We start from the raw sequence: 13,130 nt of genomic DNA, 5'->3' as shown, positions 1-13,130 counted from the left end.
ACAAAGACGGTAGCCAATAGAAGTGATGAACACATTTATGATGAAGTAAAACGTCTGAAAAAAACCGGAATTGGCAAAAGTGATTCAGGAGCGTGATTTATTAAAAAGGCCACAGCGTACTTTGCAAGGGAAACTTTGTGAAGTACGCATGGATAACTGATCAGGCTAAAGATTACCCGGTAACGATTCTGTGCCGTTTTATGGATGTTTCCCGTAGTTGCTATTATGATTGGGTTAGCTCTCCTAAAACGGATAGAGAGAAAGAAAATGAAGCGCTTACTGAGCAGCTAAAAAACTGTTTGAAGACAGTCGCAAGACTTATGGAACCCGTCGTCTTAAAAGAAAACTGGCTGAAAAAGGCGTTCATATAAGCCGCCGGAGAATTGGTCGATTAATGAAAAAAGCCGGTTTGTTTTGTAAAACGAAGAGACGCTTTAAAGCGACGACTAATTCCAAGCATAATAAGCGTATATCTCCAAATTTACTGGAAAGAGAGTTTACTGTCTCTCAACCTGATCGCTACTATGTGGGTGATATTACCTATATTGCCACCAAGGAAGGCTGGTTATATTTAGCGGTTGTCATTGACTTATTCTCTAGGCAAATTGTTGGCTGGTCGATGGATGAGCGAATGAAAGCCAAGCTAGTCAATGATGCTTTACTGATGGCCATATGGAAGCGTAAACCAATGGATGGATTGCTTTGGCATACTGACCGAGGTAGCCAATATGCCTCTGATAGTCATAGAAAAATATTGTCGGATCATAACATAATTCAGTCTATGAGCCGCAAAGGAAATTGCTGGGACAATGCTGTATCAGAGAGCTTCTTTCATAGTTTGAAAACTGAATTGACGCACCATTGTCGATTCAAAACCAGAGTAGAAGCAAAGCAGGCAATATTTGAATATATTGAGGTATTTTATAATCGGGAGCGACTTCATTCGGCTAATGATTATTTGTCACCAGTCGATTATGAAATACAGCAGGAAATAGCTTAAATCGATTGATTGAAGAGGGGTAAAAGGCGACATAAATGCCGCCCATTACCGTTGACGGCCATCGGCTCCTCAGCCTGTGCCGTGAAGATATTGTAACAGGATCATTACCGTTGTGAAAATACCTTGGGTGAATGGAACGGCTCTATCGTTCCAGAACACATCAATTCACTTAAAGAGGGATCTTGAAAATACATGCAGGCAAAAGCACTCATAAGCACATCATGTTGACTGTAATCACACTTTCCTTGTACTCGGCTATCTTTGATTGCATGAAAGTGCAGTGAGATGGCCTGTTTCAGGGCAGAAAAACTTAAATGTTTTTTTTGCTGACTTAAAGAGGCCAAAATTCACAGTACCAAGCATATAAAAGGGAAATATTTTTTAACATGAAGTCATTCAACCAATTGAAAAACAAGGGTTTGATCTCTTGTTTCTCAAAATGCAAGCTTTTTATTCGATTTTTTTAATTTTGCTAAAGTTACTGCGAAAAGTTTTTTTATTTCTGCTTGGTAAGCACCACTACAACTCAATTGTTCATCTCAGCGAGAATTGCTGATTGGGTATAGTGGCCCAAAATTTGAAATGAAATGATATGTTAGAATCCAAAAATGCATATATCCATTCATGAAGCAGAAGTTGTTGTTGGCGTGCACCGGTATTGTTTATAAAATATTTTTTTCTTTGGCCTTGCGTATCACTAATACGCTATAAATAATTTGTAAGGCAAGAAACGGGAGAAAAATATAGATCCGATTGGAACCCTGTAATTGCACCATCCACAGTGCTCCAATCCCTTGCAAGAAGGCCATGCAATAATGGCTTAATGACACTTCCAGATGGCTATAACCTATTTGGTTCATCAATTGGTATAAGTGAGTACGGTGTGCCTGTGTGAGTTTTTCACCCTTGAGCTTGCGTCGTATCAGGGTGAAAATCACATCATAGATAATGTTGAATAGCAGTAGGGGCACAACAAAAAAGGAAATATGGGCTTCATCATATCGTGCGGCAATAATGGCCAATGTGGCAAAGGTAAAACCGATAAATGTGCTCCCTACGTCACCCATGAATATTTTTGCCGGGGAGCGATTGAGCATCAAAAAGCCGAGTGAACCGGCAAGTAGTGTATAACAGCTGATATAGACGAAATGACTGCCGCCATAGTAGCTGATGGCCATAAAAAACAAACTGGCAATGACAGTAATGCCACTGATGAGTCCATCCAGCCCATCCATAAAATTATAGGCATTGGTGAGCCCTATGATCCAAAATAGTGAGAGCACGTAGCCTATCCAGCCCAGTTTAACATAGCCCACAATAGGAAATGCCAACTCATCAAGTACAATGCCGAACCATAAGACTAATAAGACTGCGATGAGTTGTGAAATCAGTTTAAAGCGGGCGGATTTGCTCTTGATGTCATCATAAAATGAGATGCCTGCGATGAGCAGTGAGGAGATGATAAAGCCTTGCATATACTCTTGTTTGATATGGGTATTATCCCCCACAAAATAAATCACCAGCATGCCAATAAAAAAAGTAATGACGATGGCGATGCCTCCGCCACGCGGTACAGCAATTTGATGAGATGAGCGCTCATTAGGATGATCCATAATCGCTACCTTATGGCACATGAACCAAGTGATAGCAAAAGAGATAACAAACAATGAGACGGCAAAAATAATATGTGAAAAAAATGTTAGAATAGACATTGCTGAATTATAAATGAGTAGTGAATAAAATGAAATTAATAGCAGCCACTTGTGTATAATAAGTCTCAATAAAAGACGAGCTTGATGTAAATAAATAGCTAATCTTGTTCAATTGCCATATTAAGGATTTAAATAACGATGAAAAAAGCACTAATTACGGGTGTAACAGGTCAGGATGGCGCTTATTTGGCTGAGTTTTTATTAGAAAAAGGCTATGAAGTGCATGGTATTAAGCGTCGCGCCTCTTCTTTTAACACCGATAGAATCGATCACTTGTACCAAGATCCACATGTTAGTAATCGCAATTTCATTTTGCATTATGGTGACCTAAGTGACTCGATGAACTTAGTGCGCATCATTCAGGAAGTACGTCCTGATGAAATTTATAACCTCGGTGCGCAGAGTCATGTGGCGGTATCCTTTGAAAGCCCAGAATATACGGCAGATACCGTAGGACTGGGCGCTTTGCGTATTCTCGAAGCGATACGTATTTCAGGCTTAGAGAAAAAGACGCGTTATTATCAGGCCTCAACTTCTGAATTATATGGCTTGGTTCAAGAAGTTCCGCAAAAAGAAACCACCCCATTTTATCCTCGTTCCCCTTATGCGGTAGCTAAGTTGTATGCCTATTGGATCACGGTCAATTACCGTGAAGCCTATGGCATGTATGCCTGTAATGGCATTTTGTTTAATCATGAGTCTAAATTGCGCGGTGAAACCTTTGTGACCCGTAAAATCACTCGTGCGATTGCCCGCATCAGCTTGGGACTGCAAGACTGTCTTTATCTGGGTAATATAGATGCCAAGCGTGACTGGGGCCATGCCAAGGATTATGTCGAAATGCAATGGTTGATGTTGCAGCAGGATGAGCCGGATGATTTTTGTATTGCCACGGGAGTTCAATATTCAGTGCGTGACTTTGTGAATGCAGCGGCTGATGAGCTGGGTATAAAGTTGCGTTGGGAAGGCAAAGGTATTGATGAAAAAGGTATTATTGTTGAGCCTGGGAATACAGCATTAAAAGAAGGCACGGTGGTGGTACAGGTGGATGAACGCTACTTCCGTCCGACAGAAGTGGAAACCTTATTGGGCGATCCCACGAAAGCGAAAGAGAAATTAGGCTGGGTGCCACAAATCACGCTGGCAGAAATGGTGGCTGAAATGGTGCGCGAAGATCTGTCCATCGCACAACGTGATGAGCTGTGTAAAAAAGAAGGCTTTAAAACCTTTGACTATAATGAATAATTGATAACGAATAAATAACAATGAATAATGTATTGAATAAAGACTCAAATATCTATATTGCCGGACACCGTGGCATGGTAGGTTCTGCCATTATCCGTCAATTGCATGCCCTCGGTATTGAAAATATTGTAGGTCGCACACATGCCGAGTTAGATCTCTGCAACCAGCAGGCCGTAAGAGACTTCATGCAGACAGAAAAGCCAGACTATATTGTTTTGGCCGCAGCAAAAGTGGGAGGTATTCATGCTAATAACACCTATCCTGCTGAGTTTATTTATGACAACTTGATGGTAGAAGCCAATGTCATACATGAGGCTTATTCTGCCAGGATCAAACATTTATTGTTTTTAGGCAGCTCTTGCATATATCCTAAATTTGCCAAGCAACCCATGAGCGAATCTGACTTATTGACGGGGCTTTTAGAAGCCACCAACGAGCCTTATGCAGTGGCAAAAATTGCTGGTATCAAATTATGTGAGTCCTATAATCGCCAATATGGCACCGATTATCGTTCTGTTATGCCGACCAATCTCTACGGGGCGGGTGATAATTATCACGGTATGAATAGTCATGTTGTGCCCGCCATGATCAAACGTTTTCATGAAGCCAAGCAGGCCAAGGCTGATGCGGTTGAAGTGTGGGGGACGGGCAAGGTGATGCGAGAATTTCTCAATGTGGATGATATGGCGGCTGCCAGTGTTTTTATCATGCAAATGGATGCCTCAGTGTATCAAGCAAATACTGAACCCATGTTGTCCCACATCAATGTTGGTACGGGCGAAGATGTCACTATTGCTGAGTTAGCACAAACAGTCAAAGACGTGGTCGGATTTGAAGGCCAACTAGTCTTTGATGCGAGTAAGCCCGAAGGCACCCCTAGAAAATTGCTCGATGTATCACGCTTAAACCAAATGGGCTGGCAGGCAAAAATTGATTTAAAAACAGGCCTGGCAGACGCCTATCAGGATTTCTTGAGTCGCTAGATACTACTTCTACGGGCTATAGCTCCACAGATTTAATTCATAAAAAAGTAATATCATACTAGTTGATATTTGTACGTTTATACATTATTCTTATCTTGTTGTACGATTATCAAAATAAGGATATTTTATGAAGCATTCAGTTGATCCCATGGTGGATTGCGTTTTTAAGGCCATTCTCGGTTCTAATGAGCATATCAATTTATTACTCAATTTCATTAATTCTGTTTGTGAGGGGGAATTACATTCTCCCGTTGCTAATTTAACTATCATAAATCCCTATAATGAAAAGGATTTTATGACGGATAAAATGAGCATTGTTGATGTCAAAGCAAATGATGATGCCGGAAATGTTTTTCAAATAGAAATTCAATTATTTGTTTCAAATAGTCTTAAGCAACGAATGCTCCATAACTGGGCAGAAATTTATAGCCGCCAACTGAAAGAAGGTGATTCTTGGACTAAGTTAAAACCTGTGATTTCAATTTGGTTAGTCAATAAGGTGGTGTTCCAAAATTTCCTTGGTTTCCACAGTTCTTTTAGCTTTTACGATGATAAAAATAAGTTGAAATTAACGGAACATGCTAATATACATATTATAGAGTTGTGTAAATGGAATAAATCTCAGGTCGAAAACGATCTTGATCGCTGGACACGCTTTTTTCGAGAAGGCAAAGCGTTGAATGACGGCCATTTACCACAGTACATGCAAACCAAAGAGATGGGGCAAGCCATGGCCATTTTAAAACAGTTTTCCGAAAAAGAACGCGCATACGATCGTTATCGAGCACGGATTAACTACCTGCGTGATCAAATGACAATGGAAGAAGAAAAAGAGTTAGCCAGACTAGAAAAAGAACAAGCTAAAGAAGCCAAGAATAAGGCCGTTGATGCCAGGGATAAGGCTTTTGATGACAGAAATAAAGCTGTTGGTGCTAGGGATAAAGCTATTGATGAAAAGATAAAGGCTGAAGAGGCTAAGAATAAGGCTGAAGAGGCTAAGAATAAGGCTGTTGATGAAAAGTTAAGAGCTGAAGCCGAACTAAAACGAGCTCAACTTGAGATAGAAAAATTGAAATCTCAGTTAAAGTAACAATGGAGAAAGAAAATGGTGCGCCTGAGACGATTCGAACGTCCGGCCTCTGCCTCCGGAGGGCAGCACTCTATCCAGCTGAGCTACAGGCGCATTTGAATGCGAAACTATACACTATATTAAGGAAAATTTAAAAGGTTCATCGAAAAAACTAAATTTAAGAGGTGCTTGCCTGTTTTCACTGCAAAAAATCGACTAGTCCCAATATGGGTTTTAGTGTATAATACGCACTCCAATATTTTTAAAATAAGTATTTCGATGGATACTTATTTTAAACGTGCCAATCTTAATAGTCCTAGGAGTATCGATATGAGTAGTAGTGAAGAAGTAAAAGCAACCAGTTATTTTCTATTGTTTCCGTTATTAGGTTCAATCACTTTAGTTGTTATATGGGTTTTTATTATTTTAACTTCTTTTGCTGCTTCCTTTGGTACACCTACGGCGAATGCAATGGATCGTACTGCAGTGATTGAGCGCTTAAAGCCAATTGAAGTCGTTGCGCTTGTTGAAGCAAAGGCATCTGTTGCTGTGGCACCTGAAAAGGCTGCTGAATCAGATGATATGTCAAATATTGATACCAGTGGTATTGATGCTAATGCGATTGTTACAGCCACTTGTTTTGCTTGTCACTCTGTTGGTTTACTGGGTTCACCTAAAATTGGTGATAAAGCAGCCTGGGATTCACGTTTACAGGCGAATGGTGATTTAACAGGATTAGTAAAATCAGCGATTACAGGTAAAGGTGCAATGCCTGCTCGTGGTGGTAATGCGGATTTGAGTAATGCTGAAGTTCAGGCTGCTATTGAGTTTATGATGAAGTAAAAGCGTTTTTTAACATATTCATCAATTAAAGAATAGAGAGTGAGTACGGGCTGCTATTGTGCAGCCATGTGCTCGACTATCTGTTTAAAAAAGTTAAAGGGGCGGAAAGCCAAAACCCACCCACTGCCAAACGCAAGTCGTTCATATCAATTGTATATTCCAAGTAAATAAATGATGTAACGAGCGTTAATTTTAGTCTAATGTTACATTCTGGTGCGGTTGCACCCTTTCATGTTTTGTTTTGGTGCAAATGTGACAGTTTTATTACCCCCGTAAAACACTCAAGCTTTACAACTCATTGATATACATTGAAATGTTGTTTTTGGCATGAAAGATGCTAAATATCTACATAGTTTCGTTGTTTTTTCACAACATAATTTTTTTGGATAGCTTATGATCACAATTAGAAAATCGTTACTTTCACTGGCTGTTGCTTCTATCGTTGCAACACCTCTTATCGCAAGTGCAGAAGGCTTTGGTACTGTTTCTGCAAATGTTGCTTTAACCACTGATTATTATTTCCGTGGTATTTCTCAGTCAGACAATGACGGTGCCATTCAAGGTGGATTTGACTGGTCACATGATAGCGGTGTTTATGCGGGTGTCTGGGCTTCTAATGTTGCCTTTGGTGATACCAACCTTGAATTTGACACTTATGCTGGTTTCGCCAATGAAGTAGGTGATTTTGGTTATGATATTGGTGTTATCAAATATAACTATAATGATACTTCTTCTCATGATGATCCGGTTGAATGGTATTTAAATGGTTCTTATAGCTATTTCTCCGCTGGTTTTGCTTATAGCCCAAGTTGGTTTGGTTCGCATGACTCATCTAAATATATTCACTTAGGTTTTGACTATGATGAATTGCCTATGGGCTTAGCTTTAAGTGCGAGCGTCGGTAAGTCATTTGGCGATGCTTATGAAGTGAAGGGTGGCCGAGATTATGATTACGTTGATTATAAAATTGGTTTGAACAAAGATTTTTATGGTTTGAACTGGGATGTTAGCTATGTTGGTAATGACTTAAGTAATAAAGAGTGTGATGCTTATGGTTATGCGGCGAGCAAAGGTAATTGTGATGACCGTTTTGTATTAACCATTTCTAAGTCAATTGATGATGTAAGCAAGTCTTCAGAAGGTTCTGATTTGCCAATTACTGCTAATGTTAGCTTAGTGACGGATTATTATTTCCGTGGTATTTCACAGTCAGATAATGATGGCGCACTTCAGGGCGGTTTTGATTATAGCCATGATAGCGGTGCTTATATTGGTGTTTGGGCTTCTAATGTTGCCTTTGGTGACACTAATCTGGAGTTTGATACTTATGCTGGTTTTGCCAATGACATCGGTGATTTTTCTTATGATGTGGGTGTAATCAAGTATAACTATAATGATACTTCATCTCATGATGATCCCGTTGAATGGTATTTGAATGGTTCATATAGCTATTTCTCAGCCGGTTTTGCTTATAGCCCAAGCTGGTTTGGTTCTCATGATTCATCAAAATATGTTCATGCAGGCTTTGATTACGATGAAATGCCTATGGGCCTAGCTTTAAGCGCAAGCGTTGGTAAATCCTTCGGTGATGCTTATGAAGTCAAGGGTGGCAGAGATTTTGATTATGTTGACTATAAGCTAGGTGTGAACCGTGACTTTGGTGGCATTAATGTTGATGTGAGCTATGTCGGCAATGACCTAAGCAATAAAGAATGTGATGCTTATGGCTATGCTGCGAGCAAAGGCAATTGTGATGATCGCTTTGTTCTGAGTTTCTCTAAAGGTTTCTAAACCGTTTAGCGAATATTCAAGTAGTCAATAAAAAGCCGTTCTTCTTATCTTAAGAAGAACGGCTTTTTTTATGCCTTGCAATGGTACGCTTCGTGCCTCAATCGAACCCCAGGTATTCATTAGCCCAAAATATCCCGAATCCCCGCCATACTGGCTTTGCCGAACTCTTTCCGCTCTTCTCCTTCAAGTTGTTGCTTGCCATCGAGCCACTCCAGATCTTCTTGCGGTAATTCATCTAAGAAACGACTAGGCTCACTATCGATCATTTCTCCATATTGCTTGCGCTTAGCGGTCAAACTAAAGGTCAGCTCTTTTTGTGCCCGGGTAATACCGACATAACAAAGTCGTCGCTCTTCCTCAACATTTTCTTCTTCAATACTGGTGCGGTGAGGTAATAATTCTTCTTCCATGCCCACAATATAGACATAGGGAAACTCTAAGCCCTTTGAGGCATGCATGGTCATGAGGGCGACTTGATCATTGGCCGAATCGTCTTCATTGCGCTCCATAATGTCCAGTAAGAGCATTTTGGAGACCAGATCACCTAAACTGCTTTCGGGTTCATTTTCATGCAGGCGTTTGATCCAGGCCACTAGCTCATTGACATTTTCAATGCGTTTTTCGGCCTGTTTTTCGGTATTGCTAGTTTCAAACAGCCAGGTGTCGTAGTCGATATCAACAATGAGTTGTTCTACCACTTTAATGGGCTTGTCAGAATCACTCTGACGTTGCAAGCGCTCCATCCAATGGGCGAACTCGCTGAGCCGTTGTATGGCATTGTCAGGCAAGTACTCATTTAAAGCTAAATGGTCGCAGGCGGCTAATAAAGTGGTATTGGACTGATTGCAATAGTGACTGAGTTTTTCAATGGTGGCACTACCGATTTTACGCCTTGGGGTATTAATGATGCGTAAAAAAGCATTATCATCCGATGGATTTACCATGAGGCGCAAATAAGACATGATGTCACGAATTTCGATGTGCGAGAAAAACGAAGTGCCACCACTAATGAAATAAGGGACTTGCTGCTCTCTGAGTTGTTTTTCAAACAAGCGTGACTGATGATTACCACGGTATAAAATGGCATAATCACCATAGGATTTTTTAAAGCGAAAATGATGGGCAACGAGGGATGAAACCACTCTTACCGCTTCTTTATGCTCATCCGCCACGCGCATGACTCGAATCGGCTCACCATTGCCTAATTCACTCCATAGGGCTTTTTCAAACACGTGGGGATTATTAGCAATGAGGGTATTAGCGGCTTTTAAAATAATTTTTGTGGAGCGATAATTTTGTTCTAACTTAATCACCCGCAATTGTGGAAAATCTTTTTCCAACAAGGCTAGATTTTCAGGTTTTGCCCCGCGCCAGCAATAAATGGATTGATCATCATCGCCCACAACCGTTAACGAGGTGCGATCCCCTACTAGCAATTTCACTAATTGATATTGCGTGGTATTGGTATCCTGATATTCATCAACCAACAAATAACGAATGCGATTGCGCCATTTTTCCAGTACTTCAGGGTGATTGCTGAATACGAGTACGGGCAACATGATCAAATCATCAAAATCCACTGCATTATAGGTACGTAAATGGTGATTGTATTCGCCATAAATTTTCACATGATAACTAAATGCCGGATCGCTTGCGGTTTCCTGTGCTAATTGCTCAGGGGTGAGACAATCATTTTTCCAATTGGAGATTTGTTTGGCTATTTTCTCAAAATGTTCTTTGATGGTTTCTTCATCGAGGCTTTTTCCCTTGGCATCGGGCTGGCGCATTAAATCTTTGAGCAAGGCATGGCTATCATGGGTATCAAAAATAGAAAAGCCGCTTTTTAAGCCTAAGCGTTTTAACTCAGACTTAATAATATTCAAGCCTAAGGTGTGAAAAGTGGAAACCCTAAGCCCTCGTGTCTGTGACTTAGGGATAATTTGCGACACCCGTTCTTTCATTTCACGGGCGGCTTTATTAGTAAAAGTAACCGAGGCAATGGTATGGGCTTTATGACCACATTGCTGAATTAAATAGGCAATTTTATTGGTGATCACCCGGGTTTTGCCGCTACCGGCACCGGCTAATACTAAAAGAGGACTATCAATATGTTCAACAGCTTGTTGTTGGCGGCGATTCAATTCAGGCAAAGCAGATTTCCGGAGTGGGTGAAGATTATTAATGCAAGACCATTCTCAGGGCAGATAAAAAGCCTATTTTAACAAATTAAGACTACAAGTTGTTTGTTCTGTGAATAAATTAATGATTATTTGCTTATTATTTACGAAAGAAGCTTGAATATTGAGACATTGAACTATATCCTTTGTCATAAGAAGAAAGACGAAAATGAATCAACTGTGTTTATCCCGGTTCGATATTGCGTTTTTCACAGCATAAGACAAATTTGGAGAATTTAAATTGAGCGATAAGATCGTTTACGTATCCGATGATACCTTTGATGAAGAAGTACTTCAGGATGATTTGCCGGTATTGGTTGATTTTTGGGCAGATTGGTGTGGACCTTGTAAAATGATAGCGCCAATTCTGGATGAAATCTCCGATGAATATGAAGGCCGCTTGAAGGTTGCTAAACTCAATATTGATGATAATCCTAATACCCCGCCTAAATTTGGTATTCGTGGCATCCCAACTTTGATGATGTATAAAAATGGCCAGGTTGAAGCGACTAAAGTTGGCGCTGTTTCCAAGTCACAATTAACAGCCTTTATCGATAGCAATATTTAAGCTATTTAAGTTGTTAAAGGTTTTTTTCAGCAGTTTATTTATATAATTTTCAATTAAATTAGATAAGTTGCTGGACATCCTATTTTTTTTAGGGTAGAATTCGTCAGAATTTCAATATAGAAATATTACTACAAGTATTAATAAGCAATTTTTATACAAGTTAAATATTACCCATTCGTAATAAGCCTCACAAAAAATTTCAATACTCCATTTGATAATATAATGACAAAATGATTTATTAATGATTGTGTAAGTCCGCTTTTTTGACAAAAAAATCTTAGACTGACAAATCCAGAAAATCACACAAGCCTAAACGGAAACTGAATTAACAACTCATCCAAATTTTAAAATCATATCAATTATTGCCTATCAATTAACTATCAATAGACAGAAACACTAAAGGTCAACATGAATCTCACCGAATTAAAGAAAAAACCCGCCTCAGAACTAATCGAATCCGCCAAAGATCTTAAAATCGACAATATCTCCCGAGCGAGAAAACAAGATGTTATTTTTGCCATTCTTAAAGCACATGCTAAGAGTGGAGAAGATATCTATGGTGATGGCGTATTAGAAATTCTGCAAGATGGCTTTGGTTTTTTACGTTCAGCCGATTGTTCTTATTTGGCCGGCCCTGATGATATTTATGTCTCACCCAGTCAAATCAGACGTTTTGGGCTAAGAACAGGTGATACGGTTTCAGGTAAAATTCGCCCCCCTAAAGATGGCGAACGTTATTTTGCTTTACTCAAAGTGAATGAAATCAACTTTGACCAACCCGAACATTCACGTCATAAAGTGCTGTTTGAAAACCTAACGCCTTTGTTCCCTAATGATCGCTTCACCATGGAACAGGGCAATGGCAGTACCGAAGATTTTACGGCTCGTGTCATTGACCTGATGTCACCTACCGGTAAAGGTCAGCGTGGTTTAATTGTTGCGCCACCTAAAACCGGTAAGACAATGATGATGCAAAACATTGCTCAGTCCATTGCAGCCAATCATCCAGAATGTTTTTTAATGGTGTTGCTGATTGATGAGCGTCCAGAAGAAGTAACAGAAATGGAACGCTCAGTAAAAGGTGAAGTCATTTCCTCAACCTTTGATGAGCCCGCCAGTCGTCACGTACAAGTGGCAGAAATGGTGATTGAGAAAGCCAAGCGCTTAGTCGAACATAAAAAAGACGTGGTTATTTTGCTGGATTCCATTACCCGTCTCGCCCGTGCCTACAATACCGTCATACCATCATCAGGCAAAGTCTTGACTGGTGGTGTAGATGCCAATGCATTACAACGTCCAAAGCGCTTCTTTGGTGCGGCACGAAATATTGAAGAAGGTGGTTCTTTGACCATTTTAGCAACAGCCTTAGTCGATACCGGCTCAAAAATGGATGAAGTCATTTACGAAGAATTTAAAGGCACAGGTAATATGGAATTGCATCTGAGCCGCAAGTTGGCCGAGAAACGCATTTATCCTGCCATCAGTGTAAATCGTTCCGGTACGCGTAAAGAAGACCTACTAATGAATCCTGAAGACTTACATAAAGTTTGGATCTTACGTAAAATCTTGCACCCTATGGATGAAATCAGTGCGATGGAATTCATGCAGGATAAGATGAGTGATACCAAAACCAATGCAGAATTCTTTAATTCCATGAATCGCTAAGAAATTCTTGAAAAAATCCTGGAAGGGGCGTATGATCGCCCGTTCTTAATGATTGCGGTGTCAGACTATTTTAAAAA

At 40.0% G+C, this 13,130-nt stretch carries 10 protein-coding genes, 1 tRNA gene and 1 pseudogene; 8 read left to right on the top strand and 4 right to left on the bottom strand.

The genetic code is table 11. The features are described 5' to 3' along the window. Positions 1 to 3 precede the first annotated feature (3 nt). Positions 4 to 1,000: pseudogene (locus JEU79_RS02160) on the top strand (IS3 family transposase); the annotation flags it as partial. 104 nt (positions 1,001 to 1,104) lie between these two features. Here JEU79_RS02160 and JEU79_RS02155 read toward each other — a convergent pair. Together JEU79_RS02155 and JEU79_RS02150 are read right to left on the bottom strand one after the other, a co-directional pair. Then, a complete protein-coding gene (locus tag JEU79_RS02155; protein WP_198262779.1) occupies positions 1,105 to 1,344 on the bottom strand; it encodes a hypothetical protein in 240 nt (79 codons plus the stop codon). Between the two features lie 318 nt (positions 1,345 to 1,662). Continuing rightward, a complete protein-coding gene (locus tag JEU79_RS02150; RefSeq protein WP_198262778.1) occupies positions 1,663 to 2,613 on the bottom strand; it encodes a glycosyltransferase family 4 protein in 951 nt (316 codons plus the stop codon). 237 nt (positions 2,614 to 2,850) lie between these two features. On the opposite strand from JEU79_RS02150, the gene gmd reads away from it, so the two are divergent. The 3 genes from gmd to JEU79_RS02135 all read left to right on the top strand — a co-directional run bounded on the left by gmd (position 2,851) and on the right by JEU79_RS02135 (position 6,030). Beyond that, complete coding sequence (gene gmd, locus JEU79_RS02145) at positions 2,851 to 3,957, top strand: GDP-mannose 4,6-dehydratase (RefSeq protein ID WP_198262777.1); 1,107 nt, start codon at positions 2,851 to 2,853, stop codon at positions 3,955 to 3,957. 20 nt (positions 3,958 to 3,977) lie between these two features. Beyond that, the gene (gene fcl, locus JEU79_RS02140) at positions 3,978 to 4,940 is read left to right on the top strand and encodes a GDP-L-fucose synthase (RefSeq protein ID WP_198262776.1); all 963 of its coding nucleotides are present in this window, start codon (positions 3,978 to 3,980) and stop codon (positions 4,938 to 4,940) included. A 127-nt stretch (positions 4,941 to 5,067) separates the two neighbouring features. After that, the gene (locus tag JEU79_RS02135) at positions 5,068 to 6,030 is read left to right on the top strand and encodes an Rpn family recombination-promoting nuclease/putative transposase (RefSeq protein WP_198262775.1); all 963 of its coding nucleotides are present in this window, start codon (positions 5,068 to 5,070) and stop codon (positions 6,028 to 6,030) included. Positions 6,031 to 6,046: 16 nt separating this feature from the next. On the opposite strand, the gene JEU79_RS02130 is transcribed toward JEU79_RS02135, so the two are convergent. Beyond that, positions 6,047 to 6,123, bottom strand: a tRNA-Arg gene (locus tag JEU79_RS02130). Between the two features lie 216 nt (positions 6,124 to 6,339). Between JEU79_RS02130 and JEU79_RS02125 the strand changes: the two genes are divergently transcribed. Together JEU79_RS02125 and JEU79_RS02120 are read left to right on the top strand one after the other, a co-directional pair. After that, positions 6,340 to 6,852, top strand: a complete 513-nt coding sequence (locus JEU79_RS02125; protein WP_198262774.1) for a c-type cytochrome — start codon at positions 6,340 to 6,342, stop codon at positions 6,850 to 6,852. A gap of 393 nt (positions 6,853 to 7,245) precedes the next feature. After that, positions 7,246 to 8,643 (top strand): TorF family putative porin, encoded by a 1,398-nt coding sequence (locus JEU79_RS02120; RefSeq protein WP_198262773.1) that lies wholly within the window; start codon positions 7,246 to 7,248, stop codon positions 8,641 to 8,643. Positions 8,644 to 8,762: 119 nt separating this feature from the next. On the opposite strand, the gene rep is transcribed toward JEU79_RS02120, so the two are convergent. Further along, entirely contained in the window at positions 8,763 to 10,793 is a 2,031-nt protein-coding gene (rep, locus tag JEU79_RS02115; RefSeq protein ID WP_198262772.1) for a DNA helicase Rep, read from the bottom strand. A 268-nt stretch (positions 10,794 to 11,061) separates the two neighbouring features. Between rep and trxA the strand changes: the two genes are divergently transcribed. Next, a complete protein-coding gene (gene trxA, locus JEU79_RS02110; RefSeq protein WP_198262771.1) occupies positions 11,062 to 11,388 on the top strand; it encodes a thioredoxin TrxA in 327 nt (108 codons plus the stop codon). A gap of 408 nt (positions 11,389 to 11,796) precedes the next feature. Further along, positions 11,797 to 13,053 (top strand): transcription termination factor Rho, encoded by a 1,257-nt coding sequence (rho, locus tag JEU79_RS02105; protein WP_198262770.1) that lies wholly within the window; start codon positions 11,797 to 11,799, stop codon positions 13,051 to 13,053. Positions 13,054 to 13,130 lie beyond the last annotated feature (77 nt).

The sequence above is a fragment of the sulfur-oxidizing endosymbiont of Gigantopelta aegis genome, assembly GCF_016097415.1.
GTDB lineage: Bacteria > Pseudomonadota > Gammaproteobacteria > GRL18 > GRL18 > GRL18.
The sequence above is the reverse complement of the archived record's forward strand: the minus strand, read 5'-3'. Positions and strand labels throughout refer to the sequence as shown.

Bases quoted from the DNA above. Each gene is read 5' to 3' on its own strand.
- rho (WP_198262770.1), top strand. From the start codon at position 11,797: ATGAATCTCACCGAATTAAAGAAAAAACCCGCCTCAGAACTAATCGAA.
- fcl (WP_198262776.1), top strand. From the start codon at position 3,978: ATGAATAATGTATTGAATAAAGACTCAAATATCTATATTGCCGGACAC.
- gmd (WP_198262777.1), top strand. From the start codon at position 2,851: ATGAAAAAAGCACTAATTACGGGTGTAACAGGTCAGGATGGCGCTTAT.
- JEU79_RS02125 (WP_198262774.1), top strand. From the start codon at position 6,340: ATGAGTAGTAGTGAAGAAGTAAAAGCAACCAGTTATTTTCTATTGTTT.
- JEU79_RS02135 (WP_198262775.1), top strand. From the start codon at position 5,068: ATGAAGCATTCAGTTGATCCCATGGTGGATTGCGTTTTTAAGGCCATT.
- JEU79_RS02150 (WP_198262778.1), bottom strand. From the start codon at position 2,613: ATGGATCATCCTAATGAGCGCTCATCTCATCAAATTGCTGTACCGCGT.
- JEU79_RS02120 (WP_198262773.1), top strand. From the start codon at position 7,246: ATGATCACAATTAGAAAATCGTTACTTTCACTGGCTGTTGCTTCTATC.